The following is an 18,838-nucleotide window of genomic DNA, read 5'->3' as shown; positions in this document are numbered from 1 at the left end:
CTGACAACGCCGTTGGCCGTCGGGGGGTGATCGCGTGCCGGTGTCCCCGTGGATGGCCGAGGATCTCGCCGACCGTGTGCGCGACCTGTACGCCGATGCCGAGCAGCGCCTACTCGGCATCGTCGCGCGGCAGCTCACCGACGGATTCGAGGCCCCCGGGTGGGCAGTGCAGAAGCTCGCCGGCGTGCAGCCGCTGCGTCGCGCGGCGCAGGGCGTCGTCGACGCGCTCGGCACCGCCATGACGACCGAGGTACACGACCTGGTTGCCGAAGCTTTCAACCGGGGCGCTCGTACGGGCCTGGCCGAGCTCGGCGCCCTGGCCGACGTCGACGCCGCGCGCATCGCGGAGTCGACGCCGGCCGGCCGCGCCGTCGACCGGCTCGCCGCCGAGACGATCGAGCTCGTCACCGCCACCCATCGCGGCATCCTGCGCGGCGTCGAGGACGGATACCGACAGGTCGTCTCCGAGGTCGCCGCTACTCCCCTGCTCGGCATCGACACCCGCCGCCAGGCCGCCGCCCGCGCCATGGAACGGTTCGCCGACCGCGGACTCAAGAGCTTCGTAGACCGATCCGGCCGTGCCTGGCAGATGACGAGCTATGCAGAGATGGCCGTGCGGACCGCCGTCGGCCGGGCCGCTGTCGCCGGCCAAACCGACCGGCTACAGGCCGCCGGCGTCGACCTGGTCATCGTGTCCAACGCCCCCCGCGAGTGCCCGCTGTGCCGCAAGTGGGAGGGCAAGTTGCTGACCCTGTCCGGCCCTGACGGGCGCCACGAGGTCGAGGTCGAGCACGCCACTGACGACGGCCGCATGCTGCGCGTGTGGGTCGCCGGCAGCGTCGAAGAGGCCCGCAAAGCAGGCTTCCAGCACCCCAACTGCCGGCACTCTCTCAGCGCGTACACCCCTGGCGTGACGTCGATCCGGCCGCCGATGCGCTCGGACGGCACCGGCTACGAGGCCGGCCAGAGGCAGCGCGCGATCGAACGGCAGATCCGCAAGTACAAGAACCGCGCCGCCGGCGCCATGACCCCCGAAGCCCGGCAGATCGCCGAGCAGCGGGTGCGCGACTGGCAGGGCCGGATGCGCGAGCATCTCGCCGCCCACCCCGACCTGAAACGACTCCGGTACCGGGAGCAGCCCGGGGCCGGCAACCTGCCCGAGCCCCGCCGGCCGCTCGACCCGGATGCGGTCGAGGCCGCGAAGGTGCGAGCCGGCGACCACCGGACACCGGCCGAGATGAGCGACGAGCAGCTCGGCGCCGCCATGCGGCACGGCACCCTCGACGAGCGCGACCGCGCCCGCATCGAGGCCGAAGCCACCCGGCGCGACGAGCAGCAGCTGCTCGACCGCATCCGGCCCGGCGGCCGGCTCGCAGAGAACCTCGTCGAGTTCGGCGACGACGAGCTCGCCCGCGCGCTGCCGCTGCTCGACGACCGCGGCGTGCTCCGGATCGCGGCCGAGCTGGACCGGCGCGACATCGACGCCGCCCTGCCCGGCGCCCGCCGCGACCTGATCACCATGTCCGAGCGGCAGCTCGCCGAACGGGCCCGGCACGCCACCGGCGACGAGCTCGCCGCCCTGGCCGCGGAAGCCGACCGCCGGCAACTGCTCGCCGACGTGTTCCCCGGCAGCCGGCTGCGCGACGACCTGTCCGCCGTGGCCGACGACGTGCTCGGCTGGGCAATGCGCTACACCGACCCCGACGGGGCCGCGCGCATCGCCGACGAGCTCGACCGCCGATACCCCATCACGCCGCCCGCCCCGGCGACCGGGCACGGCGTCGAGGCGCAGCTCGCCAACCGGGCCGCCCTCGACGACGCGCTGCGCCCGGGCTCCCGGATGGACGACTGGTCATGGATCGACCAGGCGCCCGACGAACACCCATGGGACCGGCTCCCAGCGGCCGAACGATGGCTCACCAAACGGGAGTGGAGGGAGGCCGGCAACCGCAGCGCATTCAGCCGCGAGCAGGTGCGGCAGATGTACGACGAGTACGTCTATCAGCAGTGGCTCGACGCTGAGGAACACTGCCGCGGCTACCTGCTCACCAAGAAGGCCGAGCGCGACGGAGTCGACCCCCTCTCGCTGTTCAGCGGGCCGTCGCACGTCGCCTACGCCCGGGCGTCCGAGGAGCTCAAATGGTATTGGGCCGATGTGTCCCCCCGGACCACGCTCGCCGAGTACACCGAGCAGCTCACCGGCGTTCGCTCGGCCGCCGCCGACACCGCCCGCAAGACGGGCGCCGACGTCCGCAACCGCTTCTGACAGGGGGTGCCATGGGATTCCGAGGCGACGCCGTGCGCGCCGCGGCAGCAGGCCGCGACGCCGCCCAGGATGGGCAGCGGATCACGGTGTGCCCATACGACCGCGAGGATCTTCTGCGGGCCGCGTGGCTACGCGGCTACCGACTAGGCAGCGATCCCAGGCTGATCAGTGAGGAGAGCTAAGTCGCTTCCGTGGCGCTAATCCCTCTCATCCTCGATTGAGATCAGCTTGCCTCGGGGGTAGGTCCGCGTCGCGGGCGGCATCCCGAAGCTGCTCTGAAGTTCACCTATGTGCGTCTCCAGTTCGTATTCATCGGGGCCGACCTGCTCCACTCTCGTGACCACTTGTGTAAGGCCAATACGCATCCCGGGCCTCACCCTTTCGATGGGCACTTGCATACCAAGACACCTCCCAGGCAGATACAGCCGCATAGGCCCTGCTCTTCCAGCTTCCGCCCCTGAGTAGCTGCTCGCACATCGGTACATCATCAACGGCAGTCCAACCCACTTGCCGCATCAGCTACATGCAGGCCCGCACCCCACCCGGGAGCGGGCCCTTTCGTATGCCCGACACCCCGGAGGACTCAACCGCCATGCCCGCAAAGGCGCTTCCGACGCACCCGTACACCAGCCTGCAGGCGATCGGCCTGCGCCGCGACGGCCGCCCCATCTGGCCCGTCCTGGGCGGCTCTGGTGAGGGTGGCCCGCACCCGGGCGCCCCCGCCCCGTCCGCCCCGCCGGCCGGCGACCCCGCCGCCCCGCCGGCGCAGCCCCCGACCAACCCGCCCACCGCCCCGCCGGCCGCGCCGGGCCCGACCCCGGAGCAGCTCGCCGACGCACAGCGCCAGGCCACCGAGGCGGCCGAGCAGCGCGACCAGCTGCAGGCCGCCCTCGACGCGATCAACAAGGCGATCAACCCGGACGCCGGCGCGGGTGACGAGTCCGATCCGGCGCAGCTCGCCGCCGCCGTGGCCGACCGTGACCGGCAGCTCGCCGACCTGGGCGAGCAGCTGCGCGCCGCGCGGGTCGAGCTCGCCGCGCACAAGGCGGCCGAGGCCGCCGGCGCCCGACCCGACCGGCTGCTCAACTCCCGGGCGTTCGTCGCCGCGCTGTCGGCCCTCGATCCGGGCGACGCGCAGTTCGACACGGCGCTGCAGGCCGCGATCACGGCCGCTGTCGAGAGCGACCCCGAGCTCTACCGCGCCACCACCGCGCCGGCCCGGTCCGGCGGCGAGTTCCGCGGCGCCCCCACCACCCGACCACAGCCGGCGTCGCTGCTCGAAGCGATCTCGGCCCGGCTCACCAAGTAAGGAGGCACCCGCCTTATGGCTATCACCCTGGCCGACGCGCGGCTCAACGCGCAGGACGACGTCGACATGCAGGTGATCGACGAGTTCCGGAAGTCGAGTTGGCTGCTCGACAACCTCAGCTTCGACAACGTCGTGAACCCCGCTGGTGGCGGCGCGACTCTCACCTACGGATACACGCGGCTCGTGGCCGAGCGCGGCGCGCAGTTCCGCCCGATCGGCACCGAGTACCCCAAGCAGCAGGCCAAGCGGCAGCGATACACGGTCGACCTGTCGCCGCTCGGCGGTAGCTTCGAGATCGACCGCACGCTCGCCAACCTGGGCCCCGCCGCCACGGCGGAAGTCGCGTTCCAGATGGACCAGACGATCAAGAGCGCGAACGCGTTCTTCTCCGACCAGGTGATCAACGGCAAGCGGATCGCGACCCCGGGCGCTGAGGCCGGTTTCGACGGCCTCGACCGCGCGCTCGCCGGAAGCTCCACCGAGATGGGCGCCGGCGCGTCCCTCGACTGGACCGGCGCCACGCTCGGCACCGATCAGGGCAAGATTCACGCCGCGCTCGACGTCCTCGACGAGTTCCTTGGGCTGCTCGACGGCACCCCGTCGGGCCTGCTCGGCAACAAGAAGACCATTGCCCGCGTGCGCAGCCTGGCGCGTCGGGCCGGCTACTACAGCCGCACCGAGAACGCGTTCGGGCAGACGATCGAGAGCTACAACGGCGTCCCGTTCGTCGACCTGGGCGCGGTCGCCGGCAGCTCCAACCCCGTGATCCCGATCGAGTCCCGCGACGTTGACGGCGCCGGCCCCGGTGCCGCGATCACGGGCCTTACCGACCTGTACGCGGTCCGGCTGGGCCTCGACGGTTTCCACGGCGTCAGCACGACCGGCAACGCGATCGTGCGGCAGTGGCTGCCCGACTTCTCGACGAGTGGCGCCGTCAAGACTGGTGAGGTCGAGCTCGGCCCGGTGGCGGTCGCCCTCAAGGCCACCCGTGCCGGCGCGGTCCTGCGCAACATCAAGGTGCAGTGATGCGGTACTCGATCACCGCGCCGACCGCGGACGACGAGTCGATCGCCGGCGTCCACTTCGCCGCCGGCCGCGCCACCGCCACCGACCCCGACGAGGGGGCGCTGCTGTACTTCCGGCGCCACGGCTACGAGGTCGAGCAGCTCGACGACGACCCGGCCGGCACAGGCAGCGAGGACACCGGCACGGGGCCGGCGGGCGAGAGCTCGCCGGCCCCTTCCGCGTCCAAGGGGCGCACCGCCCGCGCCAAGTAGAGGGGGTGACCGTGGGCACGTACGCTGCCCCGGAGCAGCTCGCCGCGTGGCTCGGCCGGCCGGCGCCGTCGGACGCCGAGCGGCTGCTCGCCCGAGCGGCCGAGGACGTCGACGCCGCGCTGCTCACCGCCTGCTATCCGGTCGACTCCACCGGCGCCCCGGCCGATCCCGTGCACGCGGCTGCGCTCGCCGACGCCGTCTGTGCGCAGGTCGAGTATCAGCTCGCCGCGGGTGAGGACGGCACCGGCGCGTCTGCGCGCTGGTCGAGCGTGTCGGCCGGCTCGATCAGCCTGTCGGCGAGCAGCCCCGGCCCGGCCGGCGGCGCCGTCGACTTGGCGCCGCGGGCCCGCCGCGCGCTGCAGCGGGCCGGCCTGACCGGGCACGGTGTGCACCCGTGGTGAGGCGCGTACCGGGGTGGCTGCTGCGCCACCGCATCACGGTCGAGCCATACCTCGGGGACTCGGCGTACGGGCCCGTCTACGGCCCACCGCTGGTCGACGTGCCGGCCCTGGTCGCCGAGTCCGTGCGGCTCGTACGGGCCGCGGACGGCCGGCAGGTCGTCAGCTTGGCGCAGCTTGTGCTCGACCCCGACACCGCAGTGCCGGCCGGCTCCCGGATCACCCTGCCGTCCGGCCGCATCACGACCCCGATCTCTATCTCACCCATCGACGCCCCGGGCCTACCCGTGCCCGCCCACACGGAGGTGATGTGCGAATGACCCCCCGCCGCGGCCGGATCACGTGGACCGGCGACGCCGTCCTGCAGGCCGAGCGCGCCGGCGCTGCCCGGGGGCTGCTTGCCGCGGCTGAGCACGTGCTGCAGCGGTCGCGCGAGCTCGTGCCCATCGAAGAGGGCACCCTCGAACGCTCCGGCGTCGCATCCGTCGACGAGGAGCAGCTCACCGCCGCCGTGTCGTACGACACCCCGTATGCGGCCAGGGTGCACGAGGACATGACCGCCCGACACGACGCCGGCCGGAGCGCGAAATACCTCGAACGCCCTCTCGTCGAAGAGGCCGGGACGGTCGAGCAGATCATCGCCGCGGCAGTCCGGCGGGCGCTGCGTGGCTGACCTACTCGACGGCCTCGCCCGCTACCTGCAGGCCGCCGGCCTGCTCACCTACGACCCCACCGGCACCCGCGGCGACACGTTCATCGAGACCATGCCGCCGGCGCCCGACCGAGCGGTGCAGCTCTCCCTGTACGGCGCCGGCGAGCCCGACCCGCTCAACCCCTGGGACGAGCGTGCCCTGCAGGTCCGGGTGCGCGGTACCGCCGATCCCCGTGTCTCCCGGGCCCGCGCAGAGGCGATCTATGCCGCTCTGCACGGGCTCGCCGGCATCGAACTCCCCGACGACACATGGCTCGTGCTGTGCGTCGCGCAGCAGACCCCCTATCCGCTCGGCGTCGACGCCACCGGCCGGCACGAGCACACCACGAACTACCGCCTCGACATCGAGGCACCCGCCAACCGCCCTACCTAGGAGGTGACTTGTGCCCACCGCAACCACACCCCGGCCGATCGATGCGCGCGGCTGGCTGTTCGAGGTGCAGGACATCAGCGCCAGCACCGAAACATGGCTGCGTATCGGCCTGCTGACAAGCTTCTCGCACAATCCGGGCGAGAACGAGGAGACGGAGGACACGACGAGTTTCGACTCGGAAGGCTTCTTCGAGCAGGACGTCATGCAGCGCGGCGCGACCATCGAGCTTGAGTCGAGGTACGCCGCAGACAAGGCCGGCAAGCAGGACGCCGGGCAGGCGTACATCGACGCCGTGTGGGCGTACCGGCTCGGCGTTGACTCCCGTAACCCGGTGCGCTGGCGGCATCGGACACAGACCACGTGGGTTGTGTGGGATGCCACCGTGACCCCCGGCGAGCAGGGAGGCGGAACCACTGAGAAGACGAGTTGGTCGGCCACGATCACCCGGTGCGGCAAGCCCACCACCGCGGCCGTGACCCCGCCGGCCGGGGGTGGCTCGTGACCTACCCCGACGAGCAGCTCGACGTCGAGGAGCACGACCAGGTCGAGCACGTCGACGTCGCAGACTTCGATGCGTTCTTCGCCGAGCAGACTGCCCGGCCCGGCTCCGTCCTACGCCTGTACGGGCGCGAGTATCGCCTGCCCGACGCACTGCCGCTGCTGTTCACGCTGCAGATGGAGCGCCTGCAGCACTCGGAGAACCCGAACGACATCCGGACGATCCTGCGCACCCTGGTGGGCGAGGATGCCCTCGATCACTGGGCCGAGCGCGGCATGACCGACCGGCAGCTCGGCATCGTGCTGATCTATGCTGCCGCCAACGTCCGCCGGCCCGGCAGCGTCAGCATGCAGCGGGCGGCCGAGCTCCACGACGAGCAGTCTGCCGCGAAGGCCGAGGGAAAAGCCCCGGCGCCGGCTCCGAACCGGGCGGCGCGGCGCACGAAGAAGGGCAAGGGGCGGCCGGGCTCTGGTCGGCCGTCCTGACGCACTGGGCTGCGGTCGAGTCCGATCTCGCTCGCACGTACCACCTCACCGCCGAGCAGGTCGCCGCCCTCTCCGAGCGGCGGTTCGTGGTGCTGCTCGGCGGGCTCGACGAACACTCGCGGTTCCGTGAGCTCTGGGCCCGCACGCCCCGTGTCGTCGAGGACCCCTCAGATATCGCAGCGATCACCGGACTACCCACCGAACGGTAGGCCGGCCGAGGGGGTGAGCACTCTTGGCGCTCACCGTCGGCGAGCTGCTCGCCGTAATCGACGTCGACGACTCCGGCGCCGAGCAGGGCCTGCACCGTGTCGAGGCCGGCATCCGCCGTACCGCGCAGGTCGTCGAGGACGAGGCCCGGCGCGGCGGCCGGCAGGCCGGGCGCGAGCTCGGCGACTCGCTCGCCGACGAGGCCGAGCACGGCGCCGACAAGGCCGGCGCCGGCATCGCCGACGCGCTCGGCAAGGTCAAGGGCGCGTTGATCGGCGGCGCGATCGGCGCCGCCGTCATGGCCGGTCTGCACGAGGCCATCGACCAGGACAAGCAGAACGACCTACTCGCCGCCAAGGTCGGCGCGTCGCCGCAGCAGGCCGCCGAGCTCGGCAAGGCCGCCGGCGCCCTGTACTCCAAGGGCTACACGGACTCTGTAGAGGCCGCCAACGACGCATTGAAGGGGCTTTGGCAGCAGGGGCTCGTACCGGCCGATGCAACGTCCGAGCAGCTGACCAAGGTTGGTGGTCGGCTGCAGCAGGTCGCCGACATCATGGGCGAGGACGTCGGCCCGACCGCGAATGCTGTCGGCCAGATGCTCAAAACGGGAATGGCGAAGAATGCCGACGAGGCATTCGACATTCTCGTGCGCGGCACGCAGCTCGGCGCCAATAAGGCCGAGGATTTGCTCGACACCCTAAACGAATATCCGACCCAATTTCGGGACCTCGGCATTGACGGCAAGCAAGCCATGGGCCTTATTCAGCAGGGTTTGCAGGCCGGTGCGCGCGATGCGGATATCGTCGCCGATGCGTTCAAGGAACTCAACATCCGAGTTAAGGATGGGAGCGCCGCCGACGGCCTCAAGTCGCTTGGGCTGAATGCCGATGCGATGGCCGCGGCTTTCAACAAGGGCGGGCCGGCGGCGAACGCTGCGCTTGATCAGATCATGGATCGACTGCGGCTGGTCAAAGATCCGACGGAACGCTCGAAGCTGTCTTTCGCGCTTCTGGGAACTCAGGCCGAGGACCTGTCGAAAGCTCTTTTCTCGATGGACCCGTCGTCCGCGGTCGCCGGTCTGGGCGCCGTCGACGGGGCAGCCGCGAAGGCCGGCGACACGATGCGCGACAACGCGAGCACCCGCCTTACCGAGTTCACTCGCGGACTGCAGCAGGGGCTCGTCGAGGTGCTCGGCTCCAAGGTCGTGCCCGCGCTACTCGTGGCCGCGGATTGGGTCGGCACGCTCGGCAGCAAGATCGGCACGGCGACAGGGTTTGTGCGCGAGCACAGCACGGCGTTCTCGATCGCGGCCGGCGTCATCACGGCAGTTATGCTGCCGACCCTGGTATCGCTGGCGGTACAGGCCGCCACCACGACAGCGACCACCGTCACGGGCTGGGCTGCTCAGTCGGCCGCCGCGATCCGCTCTGGCGCTACCTTCCTCGCGACCAACGTCGGCATCTTGGCCGGCTGGGTGTCGCAGGGTGTCGCGGCCGGCGCCGCCGCGGTGCGAGTCGTCGCGTCGTGGGTGCTCATGGGCACACAGAGCCTGCTGCAGGCCGCCCGGATGGCTGCCGCGTGGGTGCTCGCCATGGGCCCGGTCGGCTGGATCATCGCCGCCGTGGTCGCCCTGGTCGCGCTCGTCGTGGCCAACTGGGACACGATCCGCAACGCGACGGCCGCCGCCTGGGATTGGATCTGGTCCAAGATCAAGGCCGTCGCCGGATTCCTCGTCGACATCTTCATGAATTTCACGCTGCCCGGACTCCTGATCAAGCATTGGGACTCAATCAAGAACGGGGCGTCAACCGCGTGGAATGCTGTCGTGGATTTCGTAAAGGCAATCCCGCAGCGACTCGTCGACTTCTTCCTCAACTGGACTTTGGTCGGCTTGATCATCAAGCATTGGGACTCGATCAAATCCGGCGTGGTCGATAAGGCAACGGGCCTGATCGACTATGTCCGCGGACTCCCGGGCCGCATAGCGGACGGAATCGGAAACCTGGGCTCTCTCCTGCTCGACAAGGGGCGCGACGTCGTGCGCGGCCTGTGGGAGGGAATCAAGTCCATGGGCTCATGGCTGAAAGACACCCTGATGGGCTGGGCCAAGAATTTGATTCCCGGGCCGATCGCTAAGGCGCTCGGCATCCATTCGCCGTCGCGCGTCATGGCGCGCGATATCGGCCGCTGGATTCCCGCCGGCATCGTGAGCGGCATCGAGGGCGGGCAGCCCGCGCTCGCCCGCACCATGCGCGATCTCGTCGACGTCCCCGACACCCCGGCTTTGACTGCCGCGGTGCGCGTCGCTCCTGCGCCCGTGCCGGCCACCGCCGGCGCCTACGGGAGCGGCGGAACAGGGCAGTTCGGCCCGGCCGGGCCGCTGCTGCACATCGACAACTTCCACGCCGGCGGCATGTCGCCGGACCAGACGGCCGCGGCACTCGGCTGGGAGCTCAAGCGAAGGGGGTGACCATGGCGGCCGGCGACCGCGTCACCCTCCCCGGGCACATCCAGTTCGGCGAGCAGCTGCTGCTCGGCCCGGGCACCGCCCACCGGTGGCGCTCGCTCACCGGGTGGGAAGACTCACCACCGCTCGACTCCGGCACGGTCAACCGGCCGGCCGGGCACGGCGCTTACCCCGGTGAGCTCTGGGCGCAGCCCCGGACGATCACCGTCGAGGGCATCACCATCCGGGCACCCGTTTCTCAACTCGGCGAGACCGTGCGGTGGTTCGGCGCGGGCGCGTCGTCGATGGACGCCGAGCAGCCGCTCGTCGTCCACCTCGACGACCGTGGGCCGCTCGTGGTGTGGGCGCGCTGTCTGCGTCGAGCTGTCCCGGTCGGGAAGGGATACCGCACGGGGACGATCGCGGGCGCTGCGCTGCTGTTCGAGGCGTCCGACCCTCGCAGGTACTCGCTCGTCGAGCAGAGTGCCGAGAGTGGCCTGCCGCGGGATGAGGCCGGCCTCGACTGGCACGTGAACCCATCCGCCCCGGTGCAGGTGCTGCCGCAGGCGCAGGCCGCCGGACAGCCGCCGCTCACCGCATGGTGGGCGCTGCAGGGGCTCACCCTGGGCACCGCGGCCGGCGCCGCCACGGTGACAGTGACCGCAGCGAGCAGCAACGACCCTGCACAAGTCGCGTGGGTCGGTCCGGCCGGCGGGAACACTGCCTTCCCCGTCCGGCCCGGCGACGCCGTGACCTTCCGGGCGCTGCAGCTACCGGCCGGCGCCACGGTCAATGTCGAGTGGGCAAACGCCGGCGGCGACTACCTGTCGACGTCGTACGGCCAGAGCAGCAGTCAGGTAACGGCGACCGCGCCGGCCGGCGCCGTCTACGTGCGGCCGATCATGGAATGGGAGGCCATCCCAACGCCGGCGACAGTGCCGATCGGCGGCTCGACTCTGACCGTGCCGAGCCCGTACGGCGAGAGTCTGCTCGCGCTGGACTGGGGCACGGCCAGCTCGACCGGCACCCTTACCGCCGTCAACGCCGGCGACGCACCCGCCCCTGCCGTCCTGGCCATCCGTGGGCCCGTAGTGAGCCCCTCGGTTACCTGCGTGCGCACTGGCCGGACCTGGGCCTACGACATCGAGCTCGGCGCCGGCGACGAGCTGCTCGTCGACGCCGCGGCCGGCACGGTCACCCTGGCCGGTGCCTCCCGGATCTACACCGCGACGCCGCTCTCGGCGCCCGAGCAGCTGCTCGTCATCCCGCCAGGCGAGAGCTCGTTCGCGTTCCGCGGCGCCGCCGAGTCCATGCCCGATCCCGCCGCCCGCGCCGTCCTGCGCTGGCGACACGCCTACTGGTAGGAGGAGAGAACCGCATGACCGTGCGCGCCGCCTGGCTCCCGCCGGCCGGACAGACCCGGGCCGACACCCGCGCCGCTCCCATCGGCACCATGACCCCCGCCGGCCCAGCCACCACCGCCCCCGGCGTCATTCCCGGCGGCGACCCCCTCAGCCTCACCGGCACCGCCGCCATGCAGGCGCAGCTCGGCATCGGCCGGGCCGTCGTGCAGGGCAGCACCCTGCAGGGGGCCTACCCGGTCACGGTCACCGCCCCCGAGTCGCTCACGTTCGCGCCCGGACACACACAGTACGACCGGATCGACCTCGTCGTGCTCCGGGTCTATGACCAGCTGTTCGACACTTCCGGCCAGACGCTGGCCGCGGTCGAGATCATCCCGGGCACCCCGGCGTCGGCACCGGTCGCGCCCGCGGCGCCGGCCTGCTCGCTGCCGCTGTGGCAGGTGCGCGTGCCGGTCGGCGCGTCGGCCGGAACGGGCGGCATCACCTGGGCGACCGCCGTTACCGACGTGCGGACCTACACCGTGTCCGCCGGTGGCATCCGCCCGGACAAGTCCACCGATCCGGGCGCCTACGTCGGGCAGTGGCGCGACAACAACGGCCGCTTGGAGCGGTGGAGCGGCTCGAAGTGGGTCGACTACCCGTCCGGCATCGGGGGCATCGCGCCGGCGCTCTCGTTCACTGGCGGGTACGTCGGTCAGTGGCGCGACAGCGCGACAGGGCTCGACCGCTGGGACGGCTCGGCGTGGATTCCACTTGGCGGCTGGAAGTCGTATACCCCCACGTGGAGCGGCCTGGACGTGCTTGGCGCGTCCACCTTTGGCGGCCGGTACTGCCGGATCGGAAAGCGGGTCGACGTCGTCGCGTGGCTGAACTGGGGCACCGGCGGCTCGCTCGGCACCGGCAGCATCACCGTGTCGCTACCGTTCACCGCGGCCAACCCGAGTAGCGCCCCGTGGGGGTGGCAGGGAACCGGCCGATACATCGACGGTGGCGGGAACGCATGGAAGTCGCTCGTCCCCGTGGTTGAGCGCTCCGGCACAGCGGCGACAGTCTTCGCCTACCGGCAGTCCGATCTCGGATGGGTCAGCCCCGGCGGCGCCGGCTACTACTGGGGCAACGGCAACTCGACCATGCGCGTGCAGCTCTCGTACGAGTCCATATGAGCGCGCACACCCCGTACCGGGTGCTGATCTGCGATCTGCGGTCCGATCAGCTGCTCGATGTCCTGCCGCTGTGGGGCGTGAGCCTCGACGACTACATCGGCAAAACCGGTGCCCTGCAGGGCACGGTGCGGATCGTCACGGCCGAGCTCGCCGCCCGGGCCCGCGCGTCCCTCGTACCGGGGCGCACCGCGCTGTGGGTGGAGCGCGGCGGCGACATCTGGTGGGGCGGCATCCTGTGGACAACCAGCCTGGCGAGCGACGCCCGCGGGTATCTCGCGCTCAGCCTGCAGGCCGCCACCTGGGACAGCTACCTCAACCGCCGGATGCTCTACGACAGCCAACAGGCGACCGGCGTCGATCAGTTCGACATCGTGCGGAACCTGCTCGCCTACGTTGCCGAGCAGCCCGGCGGCGACATCGGCATCGAGGCCGGCACCGACGTCTCGGGTGTGACCCGTGACCGGTTCTATTCCCGGTTCGATCTCCCGTACGTCCGGGACATCATCGACGCCCTGTCCAGGGTCGAGAACGGGTTCGAGTGGCGCATCGGCTCGTACCGTGACTCGGACACCGGCCGCCGGATCAAGCAGTTGCAGCTCGGATACCCCCGCATCACCGCGGGCGCCCGCGAGATCGTTCTCACCCGGCCCGGCCCGATCGAGTCCTACACGTGGGCCGTCGACGCCACCGGGCAGGCGAACAGTTGGCAGTCGAGGGGCGCCTCGACCAACCGCAACCAGACCGCGAACTCGTCACCGCTCATGTCCGAGCACATCACCAACACAGCGGACATCGAGGCCGGCTGGCCGCGCCTCGACGGAAGCTCGGACTATCAGACCGTCGAGCAGCAGACCACCCTCGACGCGCACGCCCGGGCGGACGCCGCCGCCCGCCTCCGGCCGCTCACCATCCCCGAGATCACGGTGCGGCTCGACGGACAGATCAGCCCCGCCATGCTCGGCGCCGCCGTGCGTCTGCGGATCACCGATCTGTGGTGGCCCGAAGGCATGACCGCGCGATACCGCATCGTCGGCATCGCCATCTCACCGCCCGAACGCGGCCGACCCGAAACCGCAAAACTCACCCTGGAGGCCGCCTGATGGCAGCGATCCCGCAGGACCTGCTCGACCGAATCCGCACGCTCGAACGCCAGGTGCGCGAGCTATCCGGCCGCGCACAGACCCGGCCGGCACTCGACAAGATCCAGCACGGACAGGTCGTCATCGGAGAGGGCGGAACCCTCACCGTTCAGACCCCTTCGGGAAAAGACCTCGTGTACATCGGCGGTATCTCCCCCGCGCACGCCGACGGTAGCGGCCAGTACGGCGTACTGATCAGCCGCGAGGATGGGTCACTGGCCCTGTCGATGGCATCCGATGGCACCATGCCGCAAGGCATCACCATCGACGACAGCCGCGGCAACACCATCTTCACCGAGGACCGGGTCGCCGGCGGCCTGGCCGTCCCTTACCTGCACTCGCCGTTCTACCCCGCCTACAAGCTCGACCGGTACGCCACGACCGACAGCGGCAGCCCCGACAGCATGTGGACCGCCGCACACATCCGGTATCACCCGAAGCTCGTCGTATCCGGCTTCGCCGCGGCCGACCAGGGCACGACCGGCGTCGTACAGGTCTACGTCAACGGCTCGCCGTGGGGGGAAGCCCACAACATCGGCGACGGCGCGTGGTTCCACTGGAGCGACGGCGCCGCACCCTGCCCCGGAGACTTCGCCAGCGTGGTGACGGTCGAGATCAAGGCATGGCGCACCGGTGGAGGCGGCACCGTCTACGCCTGCCCGGTCGGCGCCGTTGGCGTTCAGTCCTAACCCACCACCACAGCAACCACGTTCACGCCCCGCGGCCGGCCGGCCCCGGGGCTCTCGCATGCCCGGAGGAAACCCCTTGTCCTGGTATCCCGCCGCACAGCGCATGGAGCTGCAGCCCGAGAGCGACCAGCAACCGGCCATCGCCCCAACGCAGTTCATCGTGCACTCGATCGCCGCCCCCTGGTCCCCGGGCCGCGTGTTCGAGTACTGGCGCGACTCGACCAACCTCGAAAGTCACTTCGCGGTCGGTTTCGACGGATCGCTCGCGCAGTTCATCGGCACCGAGACGCGAGCCGACGCCAATGCCGCGGCCAACCGCCGCAGCGATGGCACCGGCGCCGTGTCGCTGGAGTCCGCGAGCAACACCGATCACTCGGACCCGTGGACGCCGGCGCAGGTCGAGCAGATCGTGCAGCTCGGCGTGTGGCTCCACCGCGAGCACGGCATCCCGCTGCGGATCTGCCGCACCCCGGATGACCCCGGGTACGGGTATCACGGCCTGTTCCGGGCGTGGTCGACGTCTGGCACCGCCTGCCCCGGGCCGGCCCGAATCGAGCAGTGGCGCGACGTCGTGTTCCCCGCGATCGTGGCCCGGGCCACCGGCACCACGCCCGCCCCGGACCCGCAGCCGTCCCCCGCGCCGGAGCAGCCGGCGACCCCGGCCCGCTACCGCGTGACGATCGCCGGCCTTGAGTACGGCTACGGCGCGCACGGCCCACATGTGCGGCAGGTCGGCGAGGCGCTCGTCGCGGCCGGCCACGGCTCGCACTACGCGGTCGGGCCGGATGAGGACTGGCGCGACCCCGACACCCTCAACTACGCCGAGTGGCAGCAGCAGCTCGGCTACACCGGCAGCGACGCCGACGGGGTGCCCGGTGAGCAGTCACTGCGGCGCCTGCTCGGCGGCACTCTGCCGGGCGAGCAGACGGTCGTCGACCTCGACGAGCTGATCGCCGCGGCGCAGCGCGATCCCGACCTGCCGCAGGGCGGCACCACCTACCCGGCCGCGGTGCGCCCGGTCGAGGCCGCGCTCGCCGACGAGGGGCTGCTCGACAGCTACGCCGGCGACGGCTCGTTCGGCTCCCGCACGGTGGCGGCCTACGCCGCGTGGCAGCGCCGGCTCGGCTACTCCGGGGCCGGCGCCGACGGCATCCCCGGCCGCGCCTCCCTGACCGAGCTCGGCACCCGGCACGGCTTCACCGTCCGGTAAGCCACCCCGCCCCCACTTCCGCCGCCCCGTGCCGACCCGGCCGGGGCTTTCGCATGTCTGGAGACAACCACCGTGGCACGCATGCCCGGCGCCGTCTGGCGCTCCGTCCGCAACCGCACCCCCAACGGCCGCACCGAGCAGCGCGGCCTCGTCCTGCACGTACAGGCCGGCAACAACTCGCCGTACGGCTGGTTCGACGACGAGGAGTCCGAGGCAAGTTCGGACTTCTGGGTGAGCAAGTCCGGCCGCATCGAGCAGTACGTCGACACCGGCAACGACCGCGCGTGGGCGCAGGGCGCCGGCAACCGCGCGTACGCCAGCGTCGAGACTGAGGGATACCCGTCCGAGCCGCTCACCGCCCAGCAGATCGAGGGCGTCGCCCGCATCTACGCGTGGGGCGCCAGCCTGTGGGCCTGGCCCCTGCAGGTCATCGACTCCACCACCGAGCGCGGCCTCACCTTCCACGGCGCCGGCGGCGCCGCATGGGGTGGGCACCCCGACTGCCCCGGCGAGATCCGCAAGGCCCAGCGCGGCGCGATCCTCGCCCGCGCCGCCGAGCTGCTCGGCAAGCCGACCCCCGCGCAGCCGACCCCGCCGCCGGCCGCGGACTACCCGTCGTGGCCCGGCAGGTACATCTCGCTGCGCTCCCCGTACATGCGCGGCGACGACGTCCGCCAGTGGCAGCAGCGAATGCGCGCCCGCGGCTGGTCGATCGACGTCGACGGGATTTTCGGCCCACAGGCCGCCGGCGTCGCCCACGCCTTCCAGTCCGAGAAGGGGCTCGACACGGACTCGATCATCGGGCCCGCCACTTGGGCCGCGGCATGGACCGCGCCCCTCACCTGATCACCACCGAGAGGACTCTCACCATGACCGACGCCACCCGGCGCACCATCCGCACCGGCCTGCAGACCCTGCTCGGTCTGCTCGCCGCTCTCCCCCTGCTCGTCGACACCGCCGGCATCCCGCACGCCCTGCCCGGCGTCGCCGTCGCGCTCACCGTCGCCGGCGCGATCACTCGACTGATGGCGCTTCCCGTCGTCGAGCGGCTGCTGCCCGCGTGGCTGCGCACCCCGACGGACGAGGGCACCATCGAGTGAGCGACCCGACGACCGGCGCCGCCAGCCTCGACGCCGTCCTGCTGTGGTGCGGCGCCGTCGTCACCGTCGCCGGCGCGGCCGGCCTGCTCTGGCGCACTACCCGTTCCGCTCGCCGGCTCGCGCAACGCGTCGAGGACTTCGTCGACGACTGGCAAGGCACCGCCGACCGCCCGGGCGTCCCCGGGCGGGCCGGCGTCATGACCCGACTCGACCAGATCGAGCACAAGCTCGCCGCCGTGCAGCACGAGCTACACCCCAACTCGGGCGGAAGCCTGCGCGACGCCGTCGACCGCGTCGACCAACGAACCGCCCGCCACCTCGACCCCCCGTAGACAAAACTGCGCCCCCGTACCGGCCTGTGGCCGGTACGGGGGCGCCTTCGTCGTTAACCAGCCCGCAGGCTTACGGCAGGTTGCGAAGCATCGCAATCAGGGGCGGCGCTTCTGGTGACGGCCGTACCTCGTTGATCGCCTCGTACCCCCACGACTCGTACAGGGCCAACACCTTGCCGTCACCGGCAGCAGGGTTGACCATCAACGTCACGTGCTTCTCTGTGCGGCCGGCGACCAGGCAATCATGTATGCGGCGAGCGAGACCGGTACCGCGCCACGGGATGCGGACACCAATCTCCTTCAACGCGAGCGCGGGGGTAGCGGTGATCTCAGCGGGCAGCGGTTTGGCCATGCGAGTCCACCAGCGGTCGCCGCCTTCGATGGTGTTGCCGTAGGCGTATCCGGCTGGCTGGTCCTGGTCATAGGCGACTACGACCTCGAAACCTGGCTCGCTCGCGTGTCGGTCGAGGCGCTCGGCGAACGTGGCCACGGCGTAGTTCGGCAGGTGGAGAAGCGGCGCGCGAACATCGGCATACAAGTCGATGAGCGTCTGTCGCGCCGGCTGATCCAACTTGCGGTAATGGCGCAGCTCGATTTCGGTCATGCGGTGGTCCTCCGAGCATCGCGGGAGTAGTCCTCCCACACTTGTGTGTGCCCGCTTTCCGGGGCAAGGGCGTGGAGCTGGGTGCCGAACCGTTCGAGCATCCCTGCAACACGAGGGTGGACAGTCAGGTTGGCCGGGATGCCCACGGCGGTGGCAACCGCCGGTTCAACGTCCCCTTGGCCAAGCTGAGCCCGAGCAAGTCGTGCGCTGGTAATTGCGCGGCTGCGCTGCATGTGAGGCCGGAGCAGGGCCAAGCTTCGATGTGCGTGCGCCTCAGCATCGGCGTGTCGGCCGAGCGCCAGATGCGCGGCAAGAGCGAGCGATTCCAGCTCGGCTTGGTCGTAGTGTGCGGTTATCCAGACTGGCCGTGACGTCTGCGGGTCTGCACGGTCTAGCGCGTCCTGGGCACGGCCGACGAGACGCTGAACAGCGTTAGCGTCGCCAGTCAGGCCGAGGATGGCCGCATGCCTCGCATGTCCGAGAGAGGCGAACAGCGGATCTCGGCGGCTAATTGGCAACCCGCGGGCCACATCGTTCGCGGCGAGGGCGTCGGCGGGACGGCCCATGTGGCGATACAGGCTGCCCGCATGGGACCAGATTCTGAACTGGATGGCCGAGTCACCAGACATGGCCGCCAGTGCGGCGGCTTTCTGGTGATGCTGCAGTGCGGCGTCAAAGCGACGTCCGTCGATCGCTGCCCACATCGCACTGGACATGAACGCCGCTGCGCAGGCGTAGAGGCCGGAACGGACCCGCTGGCCCACCGAACCGCTCTGTTGGAGATCCAAGGCTTCATCGGCAAGTACCGCGGCTTGAGCTTCAATGCTGGCCCGCCCGCCGTGACGGTGGTCACTGGCGACCACGTCAGCGAAGCGGGTATTGAGCCGCTCAATATCAGCGGTGCCGACCCGGTGCCGCGCGGCTGCGGGGAGGGCCGTGGTGGCAAGGGCTGTGCCGCCAAGGGCGGTGATGAAGCTGCGGCGCTTCACAGGCATCTCCGGGGGTGTGGGGCTGGCCTTGGCCGGCGGGATGAATCCGAGGTCTGGACCTGTACACCCGAATACTGCCCGGAGCGCCGCGCGGATCTTTGCTGGCGGCCAACGGGTCTTGCCTGTCAGCCAGTTATAGACCGTTCGCTCTGATACCGTGCCCGGCTTCCCCGTGAGCTCCTGGATCGCATCGTTCACCAATCGCACTAACTCGGCCTGCGTGAGGCCGAGATCGTCCATGTGACGGCGGAGTGCGGCATTGTCACCCATGAGCCG

General features: G+C 71.0%; 22 protein-coding genes. 20 read left to right on the top strand and 2 right to left on the bottom strand.

The genetic code is table 11. The features are described 5' to 3' along the window. The first annotated feature begins 52 nt into the window (after positions 1-52). The 20 genes from ACZ3YO_RS10260 to ACZ3YO_RS10165 all read left to right on the top strand — a co-directional run bounded on the left by ACZ3YO_RS10260 (position 53) and on the right by ACZ3YO_RS10165 (position 16,969). Positions 53-2,266: a phage minor capsid protein gene (locus tag ACZ3YO_RS10260; protein ID WP_465567365.1), complete on the top strand. Its 2,214-nt coding sequence runs from the start codon at positions 53-55 to the stop codon at positions 2,264-2,266. 11 nt (positions 2,267-2,277) lie between these two features. Then, complete coding sequence (locus ACZ3YO_RS10255; protein ID WP_465567362.1) at positions 2,278-2,448, top strand: Rmf/CrpP fold protein; 171 nt, start codon at positions 2,278-2,280, stop codon at positions 2,446-2,448. 410 nt (positions 2,449-2,858) lie between these two features. Beyond that, a complete protein-coding gene (locus ACZ3YO_RS10250) occupies positions 2,859-3,575 on the top strand; it encodes a hypothetical protein (RefSeq protein ID WP_465567360.1) in 717 nt (238 codons plus the stop codon). A gap of 15 nt (positions 3,576-3,590) precedes the next feature. Next, a complete protein-coding gene (locus ACZ3YO_RS10245; protein ID WP_465567357.1) occupies positions 3,591-4,601 on the top strand; it encodes a major capsid protein in 1,011 nt (336 codons plus the stop codon). Next, positions 4,601-4,852 carry a hypothetical protein gene (locus ACZ3YO_RS10240; RefSeq protein WP_465567354.1) on the top strand — a complete coding sequence of 84 codons (252 nt, stop codon included), beginning with the start codon at positions 4,601-4,603 and terminating at the stop codon, positions 4,850-4,852. Before ACZ3YO_RS10245 ends, ACZ3YO_RS10240 begins: the two co-directional genes overlap by 1 nt. Positions 4,853-4,863: 11 nt before the next feature. Then, positions 4,864-5,253: a hypothetical protein gene (locus tag ACZ3YO_RS10235; protein WP_465567351.1), complete on the top strand. Its 390-nt coding sequence runs from the start codon at positions 4,864-4,866 to the stop codon at positions 5,251-5,253. Further along, a complete protein-coding gene (locus ACZ3YO_RS10230) occupies positions 5,247-5,570 on the top strand; it encodes a hypothetical protein (protein WP_465567348.1) in 324 nt (107 codons plus the stop codon). Before ACZ3YO_RS10235 ends, ACZ3YO_RS10230 begins: the two co-directional genes overlap by 7 nt. Further along, positions 5,567-5,923 (top strand): hypothetical protein, encoded by a 357-nt coding sequence (locus tag ACZ3YO_RS10225; protein ID WP_465567345.1) that lies wholly within the window; start codon positions 5,567-5,569, stop codon positions 5,921-5,923. The genes ACZ3YO_RS10230 and ACZ3YO_RS10225 overlap by 4 nt, the downstream gene beginning before the upstream one ends. Further along, entirely contained in the window at positions 5,916-6,335 is a 420-nt protein-coding gene (locus ACZ3YO_RS10220; RefSeq protein WP_465567342.1) for a minor capsid protein, read from the top strand. Before ACZ3YO_RS10225 ends, ACZ3YO_RS10220 begins: the two co-directional genes overlap by 8 nt. 10 nt (positions 6,336-6,345) lie before the next feature. After that, positions 6,346-6,837: a phage tail tube protein gene (locus ACZ3YO_RS10215; protein WP_465567339.1), complete on the top strand. Its 492-nt coding sequence runs from the start codon at positions 6,346-6,348 to the stop codon at positions 6,835-6,837. Continuing rightward, positions 6,834-7,319 (top strand): hypothetical protein, encoded by a 486-nt coding sequence (locus tag ACZ3YO_RS10210; protein WP_465567336.1) that lies wholly within the window; start codon positions 6,834-6,836, stop codon positions 7,317-7,319. The genes ACZ3YO_RS10215 and ACZ3YO_RS10210 overlap by 4 nt, the downstream gene beginning before the upstream one ends. A gap of 232 nt (positions 7,320-7,551) precedes the next feature. Continuing rightward, positions 7,552-9,996, top strand: coding sequence for a phage tail tape measure protein (locus ACZ3YO_RS10205; protein ID WP_465567333.1), 2,445 nt, complete (start codon positions 7,552-7,554; stop codon positions 9,994-9,996). A 2-nt stretch (positions 9,997-9,998) separates the two neighbouring features. Beyond that, on the top strand, positions 9,999-11,336 hold the full coding sequence (locus ACZ3YO_RS10200) for a phage tail family protein (protein ID WP_465567331.1): 1,338 nt from the start codon (positions 9,999-10,001) through the stop codon (positions 11,334-11,336). 14 nt (positions 11,337-11,350) lie between these two features. Further along, positions 11,351-12,499: a hypothetical protein gene (locus ACZ3YO_RS10195; RefSeq protein ID WP_465567328.1), complete on the top strand. Its 1,149-nt coding sequence runs from the start codon at positions 11,351-11,353 to the stop codon at positions 12,497-12,499. Further along, a complete protein-coding gene (locus ACZ3YO_RS10190; RefSeq protein ID WP_465567325.1) occupies positions 12,496-13,599 on the top strand; it encodes a hypothetical protein in 1,104 nt (367 codons plus the stop codon). Before ACZ3YO_RS10195 ends, ACZ3YO_RS10190 begins: the two co-directional genes overlap by 4 nt. Further along, positions 13,599-14,327, top strand: coding sequence for a hypothetical protein (locus ACZ3YO_RS10185; RefSeq protein WP_465567322.1), 729 nt, complete (start codon positions 13,599-13,601; stop codon positions 14,325-14,327). Before ACZ3YO_RS10190 ends, ACZ3YO_RS10185 begins: the two co-directional genes overlap by 1 nt. A 76-nt stretch (positions 14,328-14,403) precedes the next feature. Then, positions 14,404-15,537, top strand: a complete 1,134-nt coding sequence (locus tag ACZ3YO_RS10180; RefSeq protein ID WP_465567319.1) for a peptidoglycan-binding protein — start codon at positions 14,404-14,406, stop codon at positions 15,535-15,537. Positions 15,538-15,618: 81 nt separating this feature from the next. Further along, positions 15,619-16,383: a peptidoglycan recognition protein family protein gene (locus tag ACZ3YO_RS10175; RefSeq protein ID WP_465568041.1), complete on the top strand. Its 765-nt coding sequence runs from the start codon at positions 15,619-15,621 to the stop codon at positions 16,381-16,383. Between the two features lie 23 nt (positions 16,384-16,406). Next, entirely contained in the window at positions 16,407-16,637 is a 231-nt protein-coding gene (locus tag ACZ3YO_RS10170) for a hypothetical protein (RefSeq protein WP_097240128.1), read from the top strand. After that, the gene (locus tag ACZ3YO_RS10165; protein WP_465567316.1) at positions 16,634-16,969 is read left to right on the top strand and encodes a hypothetical protein; all 336 of its coding nucleotides are present in this window, start codon (positions 16,634-16,636) and stop codon (positions 16,967-16,969) included. Before ACZ3YO_RS10170 ends, ACZ3YO_RS10165 begins: the two co-directional genes overlap by 4 nt. Before the next feature lie 70 nt (positions 16,970-17,039). Here the strand turns inward: ACZ3YO_RS10165 and ACZ3YO_RS10160 are convergent, their stop codons facing one another. Further along, entirely contained in the window at positions 17,040-17,573 is a 534-nt protein-coding gene (locus ACZ3YO_RS10160; RefSeq protein WP_465567314.1) for a GNAT family N-acetyltransferase, read from the bottom strand. Continuing rightward, the gene (locus ACZ3YO_RS10155) at positions 17,570-18,832 is read right to left on the bottom strand and encodes a helix-turn-helix domain-containing protein (protein WP_465567311.1); all 1,263 of its coding nucleotides are present in this window, start codon (positions 18,830-18,832) and stop codon (positions 17,570-17,572) included. The genes ACZ3YO_RS10160 and ACZ3YO_RS10155 overlap by 4 nt, the downstream gene beginning before the upstream one ends. Between the last annotated feature and the right edge of the window lie 6 nt (positions 18,833-18,838).

The organism is Kitasatospora sp. NPDC022785 (genome assembly GCF_055561295.1).
The sequence above is the reverse complement of the archived record's forward strand: the minus strand, read 5'-3'. Positions and strand labels throughout refer to the sequence as shown.